The sequence below is a fragment of the Rhizobiaceae bacterium genome, from assembly GCA_023953845.1.
Classification (GTDB): domain Bacteria; phylum Pseudomonadota; class Alphaproteobacteria; order Rhizobiales; family Rhizobiaceae; genus Arvimicrobium.
The window spans coordinates 51474-70891 of record JAMLJC010000001.1 but is presented as its reverse complement, the minus strand read 5'-3'; the positions used below and the strand labels follow the sequence as shown (position 1 = coordinate 70891).

The 19418-nt window shown below is 63.7% G+C and carries 23 protein-coding genes; 12 read left to right on the top strand and 11 right to left on the bottom strand.

Annotated elements, in window-relative coordinates:
• The first annotated feature begins 33 nt into the window (after positions 1-33).
• The 4 genes from M9955_00370 (at position 34) to M9955_00355 (ending at position 2744) form a co-directional block, all read left to right on the top strand.
• Positions 34-1056 carry a CapA family protein gene (locus M9955_00370; GenBank protein MCO5080089.1) on the top strand — a complete coding sequence of 341 codons (1023 nt, stop codon included), beginning with the start codon at positions 34-36 and terminating at the stop codon, positions 1054-1056.
• A 257-nt stretch (positions 1057-1313) separates the two neighbouring features.
• Complete coding sequence (locus tag M9955_00365) at positions 1314-1526, top strand: cold-shock protein (GenBank protein MCO5080088.1); 213 nt, start codon at positions 1314-1316, stop codon at positions 1524-1526.
• Between the two features lie 403 nt (positions 1527-1929).
• Positions 1930-2142 carry a cold-shock protein gene (locus tag M9955_00360; GenBank protein ID MCO5080087.1) on the top strand — a complete coding sequence of 71 codons (213 nt, stop codon included), beginning with the start codon at positions 1930-1932 and terminating at the stop codon, positions 2140-2142.
• Between the two features lie 161 nt (positions 2143-2303).
• The gene (locus tag M9955_00355) at positions 2304-2744 is read left to right on the top strand and encodes a BA14K family protein (GenBank protein ID MCO5080086.1); all 441 of its coding nucleotides are present in this window, start codon (positions 2304-2306) and stop codon (positions 2742-2744) included.
• 55 nt (positions 2745-2799) lie between these two features.
• Here M9955_00355 and M9955_00350 read toward each other — a convergent pair whose 3' ends face one another.
• The 3 genes from M9955_00350 to M9955_00340 form a co-directional block, all read right to left on the bottom strand.
• Positions 2800-3438, bottom strand: coding sequence for an MBL fold metallo-hydrolase (locus tag M9955_00350; GenBank protein MCO5080085.1), 639 nt, complete (start codon positions 3436-3438; stop codon positions 2800-2802).
• A gap of 214 nt (positions 3439-3652) precedes the next feature.
• Positions 3653-3961, bottom strand: coding sequence for a hypothetical protein (locus M9955_00345; protein ID MCO5080084.1), 309 nt, complete (start codon positions 3959-3961; stop codon positions 3653-3655).
• 136 nt (positions 3962-4097) lie between these two features.
• Complete coding sequence (locus tag M9955_00340) at positions 4098-4991, bottom strand: branched-chain amino acid aminotransferase (GenBank protein ID MCO5080083.1); 894 nt, start codon at positions 4989-4991, stop codon at positions 4098-4100.
• A gap of 235 nt (positions 4992-5226) precedes the next feature.
• Here M9955_00340 and M9955_00335 point away from each other — a divergent pair, with 235 nt between their 5' ends.
• From M9955_00335 to M9955_00320, 4 genes are all read left to right on the top strand, one after another.
• Positions 5227-5760, top strand: coding sequence for a MarR family transcriptional regulator (locus M9955_00335; GenBank protein ID MCO5080082.1), 534 nt, complete (start codon positions 5227-5229; stop codon positions 5758-5760).
• On the top strand, positions 5747-6466 hold the full coding sequence (locus M9955_00330) for a response regulator transcription factor (GenBank protein MCO5080081.1): 720 nt from the start codon (positions 5747-5749) through the stop codon (positions 6464-6466). The genes M9955_00335 and M9955_00330 overlap by 14 nt, the downstream gene beginning before the upstream one ends.
• Positions 6467-6535: 69 nt before the next feature.
• Entirely contained in the window at positions 6536-7915 is a 1380-nt protein-coding gene (locus M9955_00325; protein MCO5080080.1) for an ATP-binding protein, read from the top strand.
• 100 nt (positions 7916-8015) lie between these two features.
• The gene (locus M9955_00320; GenBank protein ID MCO5080079.1) at positions 8016-9062 is read left to right on the top strand and encodes a glycosyltransferase family 1 protein; all 1047 of its coding nucleotides are present in this window, start codon (positions 8016-8018) and stop codon (positions 9060-9062) included.
• A gap of 33 nt (positions 9063-9095) precedes the next feature.
• Here the strand turns inward: M9955_00320 and M9955_00315 are convergent, their stop codons facing one another.
• The 7 genes from M9955_00315 to M9955_00285 all read right to left on the bottom strand — a co-directional run bounded on the left by M9955_00315 (position 9096) and on the right by M9955_00285 (position 13999).
• Positions 9096-9494 (bottom strand): cupin domain-containing protein, encoded by a 399-nt coding sequence (locus M9955_00315; protein ID MCO5080078.1) that lies wholly within the window; start codon positions 9492-9494, stop codon positions 9096-9098.
• 123 nt (positions 9495-9617) lie between these two features.
• Complete coding sequence (locus tag M9955_00310; protein MCO5080077.1) at positions 9618-11504, bottom strand: MFS transporter; 1887 nt, start codon at positions 11502-11504, stop codon at positions 9618-9620.
• A gap of 145 nt (positions 11505-11649) precedes the next feature.
• Positions 11650-11820: a hypothetical protein gene (locus M9955_00305; GenBank protein MCO5080076.1), complete on the bottom strand. Its 171-nt coding sequence runs from the start codon at positions 11818-11820 to the stop codon at positions 11650-11652.
• Positions 11821-11932: 112 nt separating this feature from the next.
• On the bottom strand, positions 11933-12310 hold the full coding sequence (locus M9955_00300) for a hypothetical protein (protein MCO5080075.1): 378 nt from the start codon (positions 12308-12310) through the stop codon (positions 11933-11935).
• A gap of 169 nt (positions 12311-12479) precedes the next feature.
• Positions 12480-12836, bottom strand: coding sequence for a tRNA-binding protein (locus tag M9955_00295; GenBank protein ID MCO5080074.1), 357 nt, complete (start codon positions 12834-12836; stop codon positions 12480-12482).
• 2 nt (positions 12837-12838) lie between these two features.
• Positions 12839-13339 (bottom strand): YbjN domain-containing protein, encoded by a 501-nt coding sequence (locus M9955_00290; protein ID MCO5080073.1) that lies wholly within the window; start codon positions 13337-13339, stop codon positions 12839-12841.
• A gap of 315 nt (positions 13340-13654) precedes the next feature.
• Positions 13655-13999: an accessory factor UbiK family protein gene (locus tag M9955_00285; GenBank protein MCO5080072.1), complete on the bottom strand. Its 345-nt coding sequence runs from the start codon at positions 13997-13999 to the stop codon at positions 13655-13657.
• Between the two features lie 202 nt (positions 14000-14201).
• On the opposite strand from M9955_00285, the gene M9955_00280 reads away from it, so the two are divergent.
• The 4 genes from M9955_00280 to M9955_00265 all read left to right on the top strand — a co-directional run bounded on the left by M9955_00280 (position 14202) and on the right by M9955_00265 (position 19043).
• Positions 14202-14729, top strand: coding sequence for a hypothetical protein (locus M9955_00280; GenBank protein ID MCO5080071.1), 528 nt, complete (start codon positions 14202-14204; stop codon positions 14727-14729).
• Positions 14730-15511: 782 nt separating this feature from the next.
• On the top strand, positions 15512-17932 hold the full coding sequence (gene uvrB, locus M9955_00275) for an excinuclease ABC subunit UvrB (GenBank protein ID MCO5080070.1): 2421 nt from the start codon (positions 15512-15514) through the stop codon (positions 17930-17932).
• A gap of 86 nt (positions 17933-18018) precedes the next feature.
• Positions 18019-18444, top strand: a complete 426-nt coding sequence (locus M9955_00270; protein ID MCO5080069.1) for a glyoxalase/bleomycin resistance/extradiol dioxygenase family protein — start codon at positions 18019-18021, stop codon at positions 18442-18444.
• Positions 18441-19043 (top strand): DUF922 domain-containing protein, encoded by a 603-nt coding sequence (locus M9955_00265; protein ID MCO5080068.1) that lies wholly within the window; start codon positions 18441-18443, stop codon positions 19041-19043. The genes M9955_00270 and M9955_00265 overlap by 4 nt, the downstream gene beginning before the upstream one ends.
• A 43-nt stretch (positions 19044-19086) precedes the next feature.
• Here the strand turns inward: M9955_00265 and clpS are convergent, their stop codons facing one another.
• Positions 19087-19392 carry an ATP-dependent Clp protease adapter ClpS gene (gene clpS, locus M9955_00260; protein ID MCO5080067.1) on the bottom strand — a complete coding sequence of 102 codons (306 nt, stop codon included), beginning with the start codon at positions 19390-19392 and terminating at the stop codon, positions 19087-19089.
• Positions 19393-19418 lie beyond the last annotated feature (26 nt).

Genomic DNA, 19418 nt, shown 5'->3' with positions numbered 1-19418 from the left:
GACCCTTTGGGATGGAGGACGAGCCGCCGCACGATGCCCGCGAGGTTCTGGAAATCGCGCAACGTTCAGACCGAAGACGCCGGGCCGGAGCGTCAATGGGTGCCGATGGCGGCCGCCCTGATGAAGCAGCCGCCGGTGGATTTCGTGCGCCTCATCTTCCTTGGGGATATCGCGGCGGACAATGGCCGCGAGGCGCCTTTGCTGCATCCCGCCATCGCCGGCGCGCTCCAGTCGGCCGATCTGGTCGTCGCCAACTGCAACAGTCCGGTGGTGCGGAAGCCGCATGTCCCCGTGCGCTCCTGGTTCGGCCGGCGGAGTCACATGAACGCCGGAGCGCTTCTCGGCGTCATCTCGGCGATGGGCATCGAGACCGACCGGCTGGTGCTCTCGGTCGCCAATGATTCCATGCTGGACCAGTCTGTCTCCGGCTTCGAGGAGACGCTGGAGACGCTGAAATCCCTGCAGGTGCGCGTGATCGGCAACCGCCGGCACGGTTTCATCCACGACATCGCGGTCGGCAGGCTCTCTGTCGGTCTCATCGCCTTCTCGGAGTGGCGGCGAGGGTCCCGCCGGCAATTTCGCAGGCGCGTGACGCTGACCGAGGATTTGCCCGCCAATGACTGGCTAGCCGCTGAGGCCGAAAGTCTGGACATATTGTGCGCCTTTCCGCACTGGGACAGGTACAACGCGGAACGGCCGGGGGTGCGAACGGCACAGCGGGCCGGCGCCCTGGCGGCGCGGGGCGTGGGATTGATAGCGGGTCATCACCAGCGATGCATCCAGCCGGTGGAACGGATCGGGTCGACCTATGTGGCCTATGGGCTGGGCACCTTCCATGGCGACTCGTCGGCGCGCAAGATGCGGCGGCTGGGGGCGATGTTCATCGTCGACATCAGCACCGCGAGTTGGGAGTGCGGCCGGATCGCCGCCTACGAACTGCTGCCGTTCCTGCGGATTCGGGATCGTCAGCGGGAGCGCATCATGCCCATCGACGCACTGCCCGCGCAATTGCGCCGCGAGGCCGAGGCCGCGATCCGGCTGGCGCCGCCAAATTAGCATCCGTCAAGCGGCCGGCGCCCGTCTTTCGCTCACGACTTGCAACATTCATTCATACATGCGATAGTTTTCGTGTTCGGGCATTTGCTGACCCGGAGACTGGAACGTTTTGGACGACCCTTTCCCCGACATCGTGAATCTCTAACCACCCGCCTTGGCAGGGGTGTGCAGCCGCCAGCGCAAAACGGCCAAGACCTAACCGATCCCTGACGTTGGTCGTCATGGATCATCGAAATGACGGGTGACGGAGTTTCCAGATGGCCCAGACAGGTACCGTAAAGTTCTTCAACGCAACCAAAGGCTTCGGCTTCATTACGCCGGACGGTGGTGCAAAGGACGTTTTCGTCCACATTTCCGCGATCGAGAAGTCCGGCCTGCGCACGCTGGTCGACGGTCAGAAGGTTTCCTTCGACGTCGAGCCGGATCGCATGGGCAAGGGCCCGAAGGCCGTGAACCTGCGCGTCGAGTAATCGACAGCATCTCTGCGCAAGCATTTCTTGTCGGGGCGCGGCAGTATCTGCCGCGCCCTTAACTTTTGTTATCTTCATCAAGGAGAGTTGCGGCACGGCCGGGTTCGATTTGCCCGGCGCGGCCGGTGTGCGGGACATTTAGTTTCCGGACAGTCCGCCGTTAGCAAAGTTTCGCTTGCTCATATTTGAAAAATGAAGGAAAAAATTCACGTTCGGGCATTTGCCGGCCCGGAGACTGGAATGGCTTGCCCCGGGCAACTCGGCTGAGAGGCACCAGGGCGGTTTGCGTCAGAAGGTGATATACCCGCGCAGGCTGTCTGTTTCTTCTCCTCCCGTGAAGGCCCAATGCAATCGGACTTCAGGTTCGATCGCCTTCGCAGAGGGGAATGAAGAGGAGCAAGCAATGCCGCAGACCGGCACCGTCAAATTTTTCAATCACGCCAAGGGCTTTGGTTTCATCACGCCCGATGACGGCCAGAAGGACGTATTCGTCCATATTTCAGCCGTACAGTCGTCGGGTCTGCCGGGTCTGGAGGACGGCCAGAAGGTGCGTTTCGACACCGAACCCGACAAGCGCGGCAAGGGTCCCAAGGCAGTCAACCTCACCGTCATCTGATCCGACGTTTTCGTCGCCGGGAAGGTTTGGAACATCGGCATCTCCGCATTCGCAGGCGGAGGCCGTTCAACTTCGTGCGTTCAGCGCGCGTTCAGGTGACATTCGATATCGCTCCTGCCATCCGGGCTCGCTTCACCCGATGAGCCCGCGCAGGAGACATCATGAACATCTTCAGGAAGACGGTGCTGTCGGCGGCGGTCGCCGCGACGGCTTTTGCCACGGTTCCGGCCGACGCCGGCGAGCGCTGGCGCGATCATCGGCACTATCGCAGTGAATCCAACAAGGATAGCGACCTTGTCGCGGCCGGTATCGTCGGCCTCGCGCTGGGCGCCTTGGTTGTCGGCGCGCTCGCCTCCAGTCGCGACGAGCCTGTCGCCGGCAATCCGCTGCGCCATCCGCGGCCAAGCCCGAATCGCGATTTCATGATCGAGGGGTCTGCCGCCGCCTTTGCCAACGGCGACCAAGCCTATGACGAGCCGTCCTTCGAGCCGTGGTCACGCTCATGGTACCGGTACTGTCGCGATCGCTATCGCACGTTTGATGCGACGACCGGCACTTATGTCGGACGCGATGGCCGCAAGCATTTCTGCAATGCGGGCTGAAGCAGCAGAATAGCGCCTTGGGCGTGCGGCGTGACTCGCGCACGCCGCGCTCTTCTCAGGTGAGGAACGGGTTCGTGCGGCGTTCTTCGCCGAAGCGGCCGCCGGGTCCATGGCCGCAGATGAAGCCGACGTCGTCGCCGAGCGGGAGAAGCTTCTCCTTGATCGACCGGATCAGCGCGTCGTGATCCCCGCCGGGCAGATCCGTGCGGCCGACCGAGCCACGGAAAAGCACATCGCCGACATGGGCGAAGTTCGCGGCGCGATTGAAATAGACGACATGGCCGGGCGCATGGCCGGGGCAATGCAGCACCTCGAAGACATGGTCGCCGAAGCTGACGCTTTCGCCTTCGGTCAGGAAGCGGTCGGGCATGCAGTTCTTCATGCCGCTAAGGCCATAGCTTTGCGACTGCCGCTCCACATTCGAGAGCAGGGGCAGATCGGCCTCATGCGGGCCAACAATGTCGACGCCGAGCGCTTCTTTCAGTTCCATGGCTCCGCCGACATGGTCGAGATGGCCATGCGTGATCCAGATCGAACCCACCTTTATACCCTGCTTTTCGATGGCTTCGAGGATCGCGGGCACGTCGCCGCCCGGATCGACGACGACGCCCGTCCTGTCGTCGGCGTCGAACAGAATCGTGCAATTCTGCTGGAACGGTGTGACCGGAACGATGATGCCGCTGAGCTGACCCATATGCCTCACTTTCGGATTGCCTGCATTTAAAGCATGCCGCCCGAAAGTGGGAGCCGGTTTCGGGATAACGACATGCGAAAAAACAGGAACTTGAAGCGTGTCAACTGATTCCGATCTGACGCGATACGCTTCAGGAAAGCGCGGCGTCCGGCGTCCATTGAAAAGAAACGGGCGGCCCTGAGCCGCCCGTCCCACGAAACTGGCAAGGATCGCTTCAGGCTTTCTTGCCCATCACCGCTCCGACGATCGCCGTCAGGATCGCGCCGCCGCCGGCGCCGCCGATCACGTCGCCGAGCAGGCCGCCCATGCTGCCGCCTGCTGCCGCGCCCGCCGCCGGATCACCAGCGCTGCCACCGAGAAGGGCGCCAAGTATCTGTCCGCCGATGACACCGCCGACCGCGCCGCTCAGGATCTTCGGTAGCTGGGCCATAGCTGCCTGTTTGAGCGCCGCGCCAACGGCCTGACCACCGATCACGCCCGTGATCACCTGCACCACGATTGAGAGAATGAGGTTCGAGTCCATGATGATTAATCCCTCCATACCCGGCTGTAGGCGCCGGGCGCGTTATCAGACGCCGATTCTCATGAATGTCAAATGACGCAGGAGGATTTCCAACGGCGAATGACGCGTGCCATCCGCCGCCGGCCGTGCGGCGGGATTACTCCGCCGCGATGGCGCGTTTCGGCTGAACTTCGGCCGAATAGTCGTTCATCAGGGTCTTGGCGATCTCGCCGACCTCGAAGCGGTACGGCCCGATTTCAGATACCGGCGTCACTTCTGCCGCTGTCCCGGTCAGGAAGCACTGCTCGAAGCCCGTCAGTTCCTCGGGCATGATGGCCCGCTCGATCACTTCGAGGCCGCGCCGCCTGGCGAGGTCGATCACCGTGCGGCGGGTAATGCCGTCGAGGAAGCAGTCGGGTTTCGGCGTGTGAATCTTGCCGTCCTTGACGAAGAAGATGTTCGCGCCGGTCGCTTCCGCGACCTGACCGCGCCAGTCCAGCATCATGGCGTCGGCATAGCCCTTGGCCTCCGCTGCGTGCTTGGAAAGCGTGCAGATCATATAGAGGCCGGCGGCCTTTGACTTCGACGGCGCGGTGCGCGGATCGGGCCGGCGATATTCGGCCATGTCGAGGCGGATGCCCTTGAGCTTCTGCGCGGGATCGAAATAGCTCGGCCACTGCCAGATGGCGATGGCGCAGTTGATGCGGTTGTTCTGCGCCGACACGCCCATCTGCTCGCTGCCGCGCCAGGCGATCGGGCGAACATAGGCGTCCTGGAAGCCCTGCTTCTCAAGCAGCGTGCGGCAGGCTTCGTCGAGCTCCTCGACGCTGTAGGGAATGGTGAAGCCCAGGATCTTCGCCGAATCATGCAGGCGCTGGGTATGCTCGGTCAGCTTGAAGATTTCGCCGCCATAGGCGCGCTCGCCTTCGAAGACGGCGCTTGCATAGTGCAGTCCGTGAGTGAGAACGTGAATCTTGGCGTCCGCCCATTTGACGAACGCGCCATTCATCCAGATGAAGCCCTCGAGCTGATCGAAGGGAACCGATGCCATGTCTAACCTCCCAAGGCTTCCAGCCTTAAAGCAATGCTACGGTGCCGGCCAAACACCTGATTTTTCCTAAGGTCAGGGTAGGTCGATTGTGACGATATGGCAAATCCGCCGAAAATTGCGGTAAATGCCGGAATCGCTTGCCTTTTCGTTCGCAATTGTCCGAAAAGCTTGCCAAAAATTACCATCGGCTCCAAAATATGTCAATAGTGCTGACATATTTCTGTGCGGGAACCCCATGCCGGATCGCTCCATCCCTTCTCCCAAACCCATCCGCACCGCCCTGTCGCCTGCCGACGGCATCGACCTGCCGCTGATCGAGCTGCTGTTTTTCGCGTATCGGGACTTCACCTCCGACCCCGATCAGATACTGGAGGAGTACGGATTCGGCCGGGCGCATCACCGGGTGCTGCACTTCGTGAACCGCATGCCGGGGCTGACGGTCGCGGAACTTCTGGATGTACTGAAGATCACCAAGCAGAGCCTGGCGCGCGTGCTGAAGCAACTGATCGACACCGGCTACATCGTGCAGGTACAAGGTCCCAGGGACCGGCGGCAGCGCGAGCTCTATCCCACGGCCAAGGGCAGGGCGCTGGCGCTCGATCTGGCTCGGCCACAGTCCAGCCGCATCGCCAAGGCATTGCAGGACATAGTGCCGGCCGACCGCAACGTCGTCGAACGTTTCCTGAAGGCGATGGTAAACCCCGAGCTCAGGACCCAGGTCGACGGGTTGCCGGGCAACGGAGGAGGGGGGAGCGATGGAACCGAGTGAATTCGCCGATCGCTCAGGCGTTCCGGGCGATGACGCGCCGCACCTGCTCGTCGTGGACGACGACACGCGCATCCGCAATCTCCTGAAGCAGTATCTCACCGAGAACGGTTTTCGCGTCACGGTCGCGGCGACGGCTGCGGAGGCGCGGCGGAAGCTCGGCGGACTGGACTTCGACCTTCTCATCCTCGACGTGATGATGCCGGGAGAAAGCGGTGTCGAGCTGACGCGCGCGCTGCGGGCGGAAAAGAACGTGCCCATCCTGATGCTCACCGCGCTGTCGGAAACCGACAGCCGCATCGCGGGACTGGAGGCGGGCGCGGACGACTACCTGCCGAAGCCGTTCGATCCGCGCGAACTTATCCTCCGCATCAACAACATCCTGCGCCGTGGTGGGCAGCAGCAGACGCCGAAGGTCGAGCAACTGGTGTTCGGGCCGTACACGTTCCAGATCGCGCGGCGCGAGCTGAAAAGGGGCGGTGAGGTGGTGAAGCTCACCGATCGCGAGCAGGATATCCTCGCCATTTTCGCGCTCCGCGCGGGTGAGACGATCGCGCGCCACGAACTCGTCGCCGGCGAGGCCGAGGTCGGCGAGCGTACTATCGATGTCCAGATCAACCGGCTTCGGCGCAAGATAGAGCGTGACCCCGCCAATCCTGTCTGGCTGCAGACCGTGCGCGGTGTCGGATATCGGCTGAACGTGGAATAAACCCTCGACCGTGGCCACATAGAAGGCCGGAAGAGACGCATGACGATAACGGATACCGCCCGCCGGCAGATGGAGAGCGCGCGCGAGCGCCTCAGCGGCGGGTTGCGGCCGGTGCGTCGCGCTTGGCACCGCTTCTGGCGTCTCGTCTCCTACTACATGCCGAAGCGGCTCTATGCCCGCTCGCTGATCATTGTCATCGCGCCGATGATCCTGTTGCAGTCCGTGATCGCCTTCGTCTTCATGGAGCGCCACTGGCAGACGGTGACGCAGCGCCTCTCGGAAGCGGTGACGCGCGACATCGCGGCGATCATCGACATGATCGACACGTCGCCGGGCGGCGACTATTCCAACGTCATCCGGATCGCCGGCGACCGGCTGTCGCTGAAGATCGACATATTGCCGGCGGACCCTCTGCCTCCGCCCGGGCCGAAGCCGTTCTTCTCGATCCTGGATCGCGCGCTCTCGGCGGAAATCACCAAGCAGATCAACCGTCCCTTCTGGATCGATACGGTCGGGAACTCGAACATCATCGAGATCCGCATCCAGATGGAAAACAAGGTTCTGCGCGTCTTCGCGCGCCGCAGCCATGCCTACGCGCCGAACACCTACATCTTCCTCACCTGGATGGTCGGCACGTCGCTGGTTCTGCTGATGATCGCGGTGCCGTTCCTGCGCAACCAGATCAAGCCGATCCTGCAGCTCGCCGAAGCGGCGGAGAGTTTCGGCAAGGGCCGCCCGCCGCCGCCGGACTTCAAGCCGCGCGGGGCGGAGGAAGTCAGGCGCGCGGGTCTTGCCTTCATCCAGATGCGCGAGCGCATCGAGCGCCAGATCGAACAGCGCACCGCGATGCTGACCGGCGTCAGCCACGATCTGCGCACGATCCTCACGCGGTTCAGGCTGCAACTCGCCCTCTCGGGCAAGAAGGTGGACGTCGCGGCGCTCAACCAGGACATCGGCGACATGGAGTCGATGCTGGAAGGTTATCTCGCCTTCGCGCGGGGCGAGGCGCAGGAGGATGCGGGACGTTTCGACCTCGACTCCTATTTCAGCCGCCTTGCGGGCGACGCGGAATTGCGCGGAAGGCAACTTTCCACGCGTATTGTCGGCACGCCGGAGGTGCATGTCAGGCCGCATGCCTTCGGCCGCCTTCTGTCCAATGTGACGGGCAATGCCTTCCGCTATGCGAAGACCGTGCGCGTGGCCGCGATTCACAGGGGCGGCTGGCTGACCGTCACCATCGACGACGATGGCCCCGGTATTCCGCCCGAGATGCGGGAGGACGTCTTCAAGCCTTTCGTGAGGCTCGACGAGGCGCGCAACCAGGACGAGGGCGGCACCGGCCTCGGCCTCGCCATCGCACGCGACATCGCACGCAGCCATGGCGGCGACATTTCCCTCGACACGAGCCCCATGGGTGGTTTGAGGGCAGTGATCCGCATTCCGGCATAGGACCGGCGCCTTCATCCGGGCGTCATGAAACTCTGTTCAAAGGCCGCCATCTGCTGGATGGCGTCGATTCCCTCGCGACGCGGCTGGACGGAGTTGCCGCTTGCGCATTCTGATGGTGACGGATGCCTGGAAACCCCAGGTCAACGGGGTCGTCCACACCCTCGAACGGCTCGCAGAGGCGCTTGCGGACCGGGGCGTCGAAGCGCGGTTTTTGACGCCGCTGGATTTCAGGAAGACGTTTCCGCTGCCGACCTATCCCGATATCCGGATCGCCCTGACGACACCCGGCCATGTCGCGCGGCTGATCGACGAGGCGGAGGCCGATCACATTCATCTCGTCACGGAAGGACCGTTGGGCTGGATGGCGCGCCGCCACTGCCGCAAAAGTAGACGGCCCTTCACGACGAGCTATCATACGAAGTTTCCGGAATATCTCGGCGCCCGGCTGCCGGTGCCCGAAAGCGTGGCCTATGGCTGGCTGCGCTCCTTCCACAATTCCGGCTCGGGGACGCTGGTCGCGACGCAGTCGCTCGCCGACGATCTTGCATCCCGTGGCTTCACGAAGCTGCGGCCGTGGACGCGCGGCGTGGACACGGAACTGTTCCGGCCGCAGCGCCGCCGCGATCTCGGCTTGCCCGGACCCGTCTTCCTCTCCGCGGGCCGGGTCGCCGTGGAGAAGAACCTGCCGGCGTTTCTGGATCTGGATCTGCCCGGCACGAAGATCGTCATCGGCGACGGACCCGAACTGGCGAGGCTGAAGGCGAAATATCCGGGCGTCAGGTTTCTCGGGCATTTGCCGATCGGGCAGCTCGCGGACTACTACGCATCCTCCGACGTCTTCGTGTTCCCCAGCGTGACGGACACGTTCGGCAATGTCATCGTCGAGGCGCTGGCGAGCGGCACGCCGGTTGCCGCCTTTCCCGTCACCGGGCCGGTCGACATCGTCCGCAACGGCGTCGACGGCGCGCTTTCGACGGATCTGCGCGAGGCGGCGCTTGCCGCGCTCAAGGCCGATCGTTCCGCGGCCCGCGAACGTTCGCTCGCCTATAGCTGGAGCGCCTGCGCTGAGATGTTCCTCGTCGCGGTCGATGATGCGCTTGCCGGCCGGAGCGGAAAAGTTTTTCGCGCGGCCTTCGCTCAAGCCTGAGCGGCCATCGCTTCGATATCGCCGGCGGGAGCCTTATCCGCCCGCATATTGCTCGTCGGTCACCTTTTCCAGCCAGTCGACAATCTTGCCGTCCAGCGCCTCGTGCATGGCGAGATGCGTCATGGCCGTCTTCGGCCCCGCGCCGTGCCAGTGCTTCTCGCCGGGTGCGAAATGGACCACGTCTCCGGCTCTCACCTCTTGTATCGGCCCGCCCCAGCACTGGACGAGCCCGGCGCCCGAAGTGATGTGCAGCGTCTGCCCGAGCGGATGCGTATGCCAGGCGGTGCGGGCGCCCGGCTCGAAACTCACCATGCTTGCCCGCAGACGCGCAGGCTCCGGCGTCTCGATCACCGGCGTCTGCATCACCCGGCCCGTGAAATAGCTTTCGGGGGCGGGTATCGTGGCGGCGCTGCCGCAGGCGATGATTTTCATGGAAGACCTCCTGTGCCATCCACCATGTTATCAGCCCGGCACCGTGCCGCGAAGGCCGGGTGAATGCAAAGCACCCGGCGGTTGCCCGCCGGGTGCAGATCAAAAGCGCTATGATGGCTGCGATCAGTCCTTGGCGTGAAGGTCCGTGCCGAGCGTGTCGCGCACAAAGATCAGGCCGATGACGAGCGACATGGCCGAGATCGCGATCGGGTACCAGAGACCGTAGTAGATGTCGCCGGCCGCCGCGCTCATGGCGAAGACGGTCGCCGGAAGCAGGCCGCCGAACCAGCCGTTGCCGATATGGTAGGGCAGCGACATGCCGGTATAGCGGATGCGGGTCGGGAACATCTCGACCAGGATCGCCGCGATCGGTCCGTACACCATGGTGACATAGATGATCAGGATGAACAGGATGCCGATGACCAGCGGCCAGTTCACCGCGGCGGGGTCAGCCACCATGGTGAAGGCGCCGGCGGCAGGGATCGAGTAGGTGGTGATCTCGGCCGCGCCGGCTGCCTCTTCGGCCGTCACCAGCTTGTCCTTGATCGCCTGTTCGGTCGGAACCGCCTTCTTCTCGCCGCCGCGGATTGCTGCGACGTCCAGGTTGAGTTCCGGATTCGCCGCCGCGAACGCGTCGAGCTTCTGGTCGGCCACGGTCGCCGCGGCTCGGTTGAGCGGATACCCGCCATTGTGAAGCGCGATGTTGACCGCCTTGTTGAAGGCCGCCGTCTTGGCGGTCGCGTCCGCTCCGGCTGCGATCGCATCGAAGGATTCGATCGTGGTGTCGCCGATCTTGACTGTTGCCGGGGTGCCTGCGGCGCCGGTCGTCACGACGTCGTAGGGCACCGAGTTGCGGGTCAGGAAGGCGGTAGCGATGTCGCACGAGGTCGTGAACTTCGCGGTGCCGACCGGGTTGAACTGGAACTTGCAGTCGCCCGGAGCCGCGGTCACCGTCGCCCGCGTGTTCTGCTGGGCGGTGGCGAGAGCCGGATTGGCGGCCCAGGTCAGCGCCTTGAACAGCGGGAAGTAGGTGACGATGGCCAGTGCGAGGCCGGCCATGATGATCGGCTTGCGGCCGATCTTGTCGGAAAGCCAGCCGAAGACCACGAAGAAGATCGTGCCCAGTGCGAGCGCGATGGCGATCATGATGTTGACCGATACCGCATCGACCTTCAGCACGTTCTGCAGGAAGAACAGCGCGTAGAACTGCCCGGAGTACCACACGACTGCCTGGCCGGCGGTCAGGCCGAGCAGCGCCAGCAGCGCGATACGGGCATTCTTCCACTGGCCGAAGGCTTCCGAAAGCGGAGCCTTGGAGCCCTTGCCTTCTTCCTTCATGCGCTTGAAGGTCGGCGATTCGTTGAGCGAAAGCCGGATCCAGACGGAAATGCCGAGCAGGATGAAGGACAAAAGGAACGGAATGCGCCAGCCCCAGGCCGCGAAGGCTTCCTTGGTCATCGCCGTCTGGATGGCGAGAATGATCAGCAGGGACAGGAAGAGGCCGAGCGTCGCGGTGGTCTGGATCCACGAGGTGTAGAAGCCGCGGCGGTCATCCGGCGCATGTTCCGCGACATAGGTCGCGGCGCCGCCATATTCGCCGCCGAGCGCCAGACCCTGCAGCATGCGCAGGGCGATCAGGATGATCGGCGCCGCGATGCCCCATGACGCCGAACCCGGCAGCAAGCCGACCAGGAAGGTCGAGAAGCCCATGATGAGGATGGTGACGAGGAAGGTGTATTTGCGGCCGACGAGATCGCCGATGCGACCGAAAACCAGCGCGCCGAACGGGCGGACGAGGAAGCCCGCCGCAAAGGCCAGCAGTGCGAAGATGTTGCGGGTCGCTTCCGGATACTCACTGAAGAAGGCCGCGCCGATGAAGGCGGCCAGTGATCCGTAGAGATAGAAATCGTACCATTCGAAGACGGTACCAAGCGACGAAGCGAAGATGACCTTCTTTTCTTCGCGGGTCATTTTGCGGCTGGTCCCTCCAGCCGCTGTCGCGATTGCCATTGTTGTCCTCCCGAGAATGACACACACCGGACATGCGGATACGGCCAGTGCTTGAGCCTACCCGCGCAGGCTAGCGATTCTCGGGAGAGACAAACATAGATGCTTTCGGATTATGACCTTAGTCTAATGGCGCCCGCAGGCACCGTTACGCGGCCTTGTCGGTCAGGTCGTGCAGATAGCCGCGCTCGCGCAGCCAGCGCGCCAGCACGAGTTCCACCAGCGAGGATACGGAACGATGATCTTCCTTGGCGGCCTTGACGAGCGCTTCCTTGATGTCGCGTTCGATGCGGAAACCGAGCGGATGCGTCTTGGACATTGTGAACTCCAATGTTGAATGCCACCCCAGGGCTTGGCCAGAGGAGTGGTCGGTGCTGAATTTTGTTCGAATGCACTGCGAAGGATGTTGCCGCCCCGCAGCGGATGCAGGGCTAGGCGGCCAAGGGCGGAGCGCGCGAGTGGAAGGCAGCGAAGGGCTGGCCGTCGAGGCACCCGCCGCCGAGCGCTTCGGCGCCGAGCTCGGTGGCTCCCGGTGCCAGCAGGTGGGTCGCGGGAATGCCGTCATCCGCATCGACCACGGGGTCCGGCTTCGGCAGTTCGAGTTCGGACAGGGGATCGCAATCCGTCGCGACGATGGCCACGGCCTGCGTCGCCGCCAGTGCGAACAGGGGATGGGTGTCGGCCGCCTCGCGCGTCAGCCCGGATTTCACCGCGCGCAGCGGATCGGCCACGGCGGGCGCGAAATCGGCGAAGGCGAAGGCTGCAAAAAGCCACAGCAGCAAGCGTACCGCCCGTGCGGTGCATCTCATGCTTGTGCTGGTCGGCTGCGCGTTCATCTCACCTTCGGCTGCTCGCGTCGCTGGCCGAATTTTAGTCTGCATTTCCCCGCCAAATCAATACGTGGAATGCGATTGTCAGCGTCACGGCTCTCCCGCCGCACCGCGCAGCGCGGCATGATGACCGCCGGCGGGCGGGATTTTAGAACAGCCGCGAACCGTTCGGCACCGGTCTTTCTATCGCGCCAAGCACGACGTCCCCCGCATCGTCGGGGAACCCCAGCGTAAGGACCTCGGAGAGAAACTTGCCGATCTGGCGTGGCGGAAAGTTGACCACGGCCATGACCTGTCGACCGACCAGCGCGTCGGGTTCGTAGTGCCTGGTTATCTGCGCCGAGGAGCGCTTGATGCCGATTTCCGGGCCGAAGTCGATGCGCAGCTTATAGGCCGGCTTGCGCGCTTCCGGGTAGGGCTCGGCCTCGACGATGATGCCGGCGCGGATGTCGACCTTGTCGAAATCCGCGTAGCTGATCTCGGCCTTGCGTTCGCCGGAAGACATCGTCAGGCGTTGCCGCGTGTCTCGAAGAGCACGCTCGCAAGCGCGTCCCTGGCCGAAGTGCCGGACCAGACGACGAACTGGAAGGCCTGGAAATAGCATTCGCAGGCCTCGAGCGCATTGGAAAGCAGGCCCTCGACCTGCTTGCTCGTCGGCTCGGCGCCGCCCGCCAGCAGCAGCGACTGCCGGAACATGATCGCGCCTTCCTGTTCCCACAGGTCGAAATGACCGAACAGCATCTGCTCGTTGATCATCGACAGCAGGCGCATCACCTCGATGGTGCGGTTTTCGCCGACCTTCAGGTCGAAGGCGCAGGCGAGGTGGAGCGCCTCGAAATCCTCCATCCAGGAGAAGGAGACCTGATATTCCGTCCACAGTCCGGTGACCGTGATCGAGATTTCGTCGTCGGTGCTGCGCTCGAACGACCATTCGTTGGTGTGAGCCACCTGCTCGATCACGTCGACCGGATGGATTTCGCGTGACGCTTCGAGTTCCAGAAGTTCCATTGTCCGATCCCTGTCGCTGCAGAGCCGACGCGGCTCCAAGGCGTACGCCTGCAACGCACAACCCCATCCCAAGCGGTCGACAATGGCTCGCATACAACGTCCCAAGCCAGACGCATCGTCCCGGCAGCCCGATCCGTGTCCCCGAATCATGCAGCAAATTCAGTGTATTGATGCAGAGTCTGCTGAACAGTCCCTTTTTCCGCGAAGCCGGCCGGACATGTGGAAACCCGCCGCCGGCCAAGAATCAGGACAAGCTGTAAGCGATTCAGCGGACAGGCTTTTCAGCCGCCGGGCGCCTGTGGAAAAATCGCCGAATTATTTCTTTGGATTTGTCCTCGAAGCGCGTTTCGGCTCCGTCGAGCTACCTTCCAGCGGGTCTTCGCCCGGCAGTTTCGCGGCGCCGCCCTCCAAGGCATCGATCCGGGCGGCCAATGCTTCGACCTGTCTGGCGAGCTTCTGGTTCTCGCTGCGCGCCTTCGTCGCCATGTCGCGCACCGCTTCGAATTCCTCGCGCTGGACCACATCCATCGTATTGAGGATACGTTCTGCCTGCGAGCGGAACGCGCCTTCCACCTCCCGGCGCACGCCTTGCGCGGCGCCTGCCGCGTCGGTCATCAGCTTGGCGAGTTCGTCCAGAATGCGGTTGGGTCCGGTCGACATGGCGCGTGCTCCACTGGTCTCCTTCGAGGTAGGCAGCGGGCCGTGCAAATGCAAGCGGAAAGCTGGGGCTGCGGCGCTTTCGAAAGGCCGGCCATCGCTACCGCGGCCGCTCCGGTCACCTTCGATCCAGCCTGGTTGGGGATTGCTTTTGCCAAGGGAATCGCGAGGATCAAGATGTCGCGAGAACTCGCAGGAGGTGGCCATGTCGTTCCCGTCATGGATGAAGGTTTGCGCAGGGGGCGTCGCCCTTTTTCTGGTCGCAATTCTCGCGGCCTGTACCGTGGTGGTCGAGGATGGTCCCGGTCGTCCGGGGCCTGGTCCCGTCACCTGCACCGCTCAGTACGATCCCGTTTGCGCCCGCAGAGGAAATGACAGGCAGACATTCTCCAATGCCTGCGTTGCCGAGTCCTCCGGCTATCGGGTCGTGCGGCGTGGCGAATGTGGACGGGGCGACAGCGGTGGCCAGAATTATTGTCCGCAACGCTACGATCCTGTCTGCGCCCGTCGCGGCGGCGACCGGCGGACTTTCTCCAATTCCTGCCTTGCGGATCAGGCCGGCTATCGCGTCATCGCCGAGGGCGAGTGCCGCCGCATGGACGACACGCCGCGCTTCTGCACGCGCGAATACGCACCGGTCTGCGCACGTCGCGGCAGTCAGGTCCGGACTTTCCCGAATAGCTGCGAGGCGGATGTCGCCGGCTTCCGTATCATCAGTTCGGGGCCCTGCTGATACGCTTCAAAGACGGACCGGCCTCCTGACAGCCTCCTGTCAGGAGGATGTCGAGTGACGGGGCGTCGGATCGCGCCGGTCTTTCCAATCGGCGTCGCTGCGCCCATATTCGGCCCATGGCCGACTCCAATGACAAGATTTCTGCGCCGAAGGGCGCGCGTGGTGCGTATCGCAAGCGCGGCAGTCCGCTGACTGATTACATGGACGCTTCCGAGCCGCTGGAGCCCGGCGGCTTCGGCGAGGCGCCGCAGCCGGAATTGTCCGGCGTCCCGCTGAGCGGTTCCGTATCGGACTGGGCCGAGCAGATCGCGCGCGAGGCAGAGAGGGAAGGGCGGCAGCGTCTCTCCCCCCTTGAGGGGGAGATGTCGCCGCAGGCGACAGAGAGGGTTGCCTCAGAAGGCACCTCCGGGACGTCGCGGACGTCCGCAGCGACCCCACCCGGCCGGACTGCGTCCGGCCACCCTACCCGCAAGGGGGAGGGAGGGGCGCCGCGCAAGAAGATTCCCGAGCGCTCCTCCGCGCCGACGAAGACGGCGCGCGGCACGTCCATGGGCGGCGCGGCCACAGCCAAGGAGCGCGCGGCGGCGGGCCTCAATCCGGTCGCGGGCCTCGATATCTCGCTGGAAGACGCCGAGACGCTGAGCAATTCCGGCGTCACCGCCACTGTCGCTGCGCTGTCGGCCCTGATCGAATCCGGCAATCCGCTGCACAAGAACGGCAAGCTCTGGGTGCCGCACCGGCCAGAGCGCCCGGAAAAGTCCGAGGGCGGCATCGCTATCCAGATGAAATCCGAGTTTCAGCCGGCCGGCGATCAGCCGACGGCGATCAAGGATCTGGTCGAAGGCGTCGACAACAGGGACCGCACGCAGGTGCTGCTCGGCGTCACCGGTTCTGGCAAGACCTTCACCATGGCGAAGGTGATCGAGGAGACGCAGCGCCCGGCGCTGATCCTCGCACCGAACAAGACGCTCGCGGCGCAGCTTTACGGCGAGTTCAAGCAGTTCTTTCCGGACAACGCGGTCGAGTATTTCGTCTCCTACTACGACTACTATCAGCCGGAGGCCTACGTTCCGCGCACCGACACCTATATCGAGAAGGAATCCTCGATCAACGAGCAGATCGACCGCATGCGCCACTCGGCGACGCGTTCCCTGCTGGAGCGTGACGACGTCATCATCGTCGCATCCGTCTCCTGCATCTACGGTATCGGCTCGGTCGAGACCTATACCGCGATGACGTTCCAGATGACGGTTGGCGACCGGCTCGACCAGCGTCAGCTTCTCGCCGACCTCGTGGCCCAGCAATACAAGCGGCAGGACGTGAACTTCGTGCGCGGTTCCTTCCGCGTGCGCGGCGACACGATCGAGATTTTCCCGGCCCACCTCGAGGATCGCGCCTGGCGCATTTCCATGTTCGGCGACGAGATCGAGTCGATCACCGAGTTCGATCCGCTGACGGGGCAAAAGACCGGCGACCTGAAGAGCGTCAAGATCTACGCGAACTCGCACTATGTCACGCCGCGCCCGACGCTGACGCAGGCGATCAAGTCTATCAAGGAGGAGCTGAAGTTCCGCCTCGCCGAACTGGAGAAGGCAGGGCGTCTGCTGGAGGCTCAGCGGCTGGAGCAGCGCACACGCTTCGATCTGGAGATGCTGGAGGCGACCGGCTCCTGCGCCGGCATCGAGAATTATTCACGCTATCTGACCGGCCGCCAGCCGGGCGATCCGCCGCCGACCCTGTTCGAATACGTGCCCGACGATGCGCTGATCTTCATCGACGAGAGCCACGTCACCATCCCGCAGATCGGCGGCATGTATCGCGGCGACTTCCGCCGCAAGGCGACGCTGGCCGAATACGGTTTCCGCCTGCCGTCGTGCATGGACAACCGGCCGCTGCGTTTCGAGGAATGGGACGCGATGCGTCCGCTCACCGTCGCCGTGTCGGCCACGCCGGGCGCTTGGGAGATGGAGCAGTCCGGCGGCGTGTTTGCCGAGCAGGTCATCCGTCCAACCGGCCTGATCGATCCGCCTGTCGAGGTGCGCCCGGCCAAGACGCAGGTCGACGACGTGCTGGGCGAGATCAACGCGACCACGCGCAAGGGCTATCGCACCCTGGTGACCGTGCTGACCAAGCGGATGGCCGAGGACCTCACCGAATACCTTCACGAACGCGGGGTGCGCGTGCGCTACATGCACTCCGACATCGATACGCTGGAGCGCATCGAGATCCTGCGCGATCTGAGGCTCGGCGCGTTCGACGTGCTGGTGGGCATCAACCTTCTGCGTGAGGGCCTCGACATTCCCGAATGCGGCTTCGTCGCCATTCTCGACGCCGACAAGGAAGGGTTTTTGCGTTCCGAGACGTCGCTCATCCAGACCATCGGCCGCGCGGCGCGAAACGTCGACGGCAAGGTCGTCCTTTATGCCGACAACATCACCGGCTCGATGGAGCGGGCGATGGCGGAGACCAACCGCCGCCGAGAGAAGCAGCTCGCCTACAATGCCGAGCACGGCATCACGCCGGAAAGCGTGAAGTCGCGCATCGCCGACATTCTGGACTCTGTCTACGAGAAGGATCACGTCCGCGCCGACATCTCGCAGTTCACCGACGATGCCGGCCAGATGATGGGCAACAATCTCAAGGCGCATCTGGAATTCCTGCAGAAGAAGATGCGGGACGCCGCCGCCGACCTCAATTTCGAGGAAGCGGCGCGGCTGCGCGACGAGATCAAGCGTCTCACCGAGCTGGAACTCACCCTGTCCGACGACCCGATGGCGCGCGACGTCGAGGCGCAGAGTCCTTCAAGCGGCCGCGAAAAGGGCAGGCACAACAAGGGCCGCGAGCGGCATCGCACGGTCGGCGAGGATGACGGCGGCAAGTCGCTGTTCGCCAAGCCCGATCTGGATGCGATGGGAACGTCGGGCGATCATGCGACTCCTGCCGGCGCCGTGCCGCGCTCGCTGTTCAAGAAGCAGACCGCGCGCGAAGCACACGGGGCTGACTACGGCACGACCGGGCCGTCGGATAAAACCTTGTTCCGCAAGAACACGCTGGACGAGATGACCGTTCGCCGGACCGAGAAGCCTGTCGAGGGCGCGAAACCGGTCAAGCGGGCACAGATCGGCATCGGCTCCTACGAGGACCCGGCGGAGGTCAAGCGCAAGGGGCGCAGCAAGAACAAGACCGGCCGGCCGGGACACTGAATCTCCCGGCGAAAAATATCCACGGCAATGTCGGAACCGCCATTCGGCCAACGTCCTTGGAGGGCCAACCCAATGAGGAGACTATGATGAGTGAGGCTTCGACCCCGCAGGAGGCCAAGGTTCTCGGCGGCCTGACCCCCTATCTCAACGTCGACGGCGCGTTGAAGGCCGCCGAGTTCTACCGTAAGGCGTTCGGCGCTACATTGGTCTTTTCCTATCCGCCGGACGAAAAGGGACGCACCATGCACGTCCATCTCCATGTCAACGATTCCAGCCTGATGCTCGGCGACGCCTATCCGGAGCATGGCCATCCGCTGGAAACGCCGTCGGGCTATACGATGCAGCTGCATCTGAGCGACAATGACATCGATGCGTGGTGGAAGCGCGCAGTCGACGCGGGATGCCGGGTGGATGTCGAATTGCAGGATATGTTCTGGGGCGATCGCTGGGGACGGTTGATCGATCCGTTCGGCGTCGCCTGGGCGATGAACGCGCCGAAGGGGCAGGCTTGAGAGGTCTATCCGGCCTCTTCGGCTTGTTGCTGGCCGGGGCGACAACCTCGGCCATGGCCGCCGATTTCAAGATCAACGAGATCGTCAAGACATACGCCATTTCCGGCACGACCGGATCCGAGCTCTATGCCTCCATCGGGGAGCGCGGGCCGGTGGTCGGCAGCATGGGCACCCGGACCATCGCGCACACCACATTCGACCTCAAATGGTCGCGCAAATACGAACCGCAGGCCGACGGAAGCTGCATGCTGGTGTCGGCCAGGCCCTTCATGACCATCACCTACACGCTGCCGAAGCCCTCGTCCAAACTGCCAGCCGGCATGCGCGCCCGCTGGCAGAGTTTCATCGACGGCCTTACCAGGCATGAAAAGGTGCATGGCGACCACATGAAGGAGATGCTCGACCGTATCCTGGCGACGACGGTCGGCCAGTCCGTGCCCAACGATCCGAAATGTCAGAAGATCCGGAAGCACATCCAGACGCCGCTGTCGGAAGCCTCGCTCGAACAGCGCCGCCGCAGCGCCGAGTTCGACCGCGTCGAGATGAACAATGGAGGCAACGTCCATCGGCTCATTCTGGCGCTGGTGAACGGGGAATAGGAGGGCTGCCCTCCGCTATGGTAACGGACGGCAAACCGGCTTCTCACTCCTCCGGTTCCGTGGTGAACCGCAGCGGGTAACCTGCCGCCTTGCCGGCATCCGTGGCGCGCGTCGCCTTCGTCTCGGCCACATCCCTGGTGAACACCGCCACCACGCAGACGCCGCGCCGGTGCGCCGTGATCATGATCCGGTATGCCTGATCCTCGCTTACCCGGAACTCCGCCTTGAGCACGCGCACGACGAATTCGCGCGGCGTGAAATCGTCATTCACAAGAATGACCTTGTGAAGCTTCGGCCGCTCGACCTTCGGCTTGATTCTGGTTCGCGGTTTGAGATCGATTTCGCTCATCGGACTCTTCCCGACAAATCTTGGCG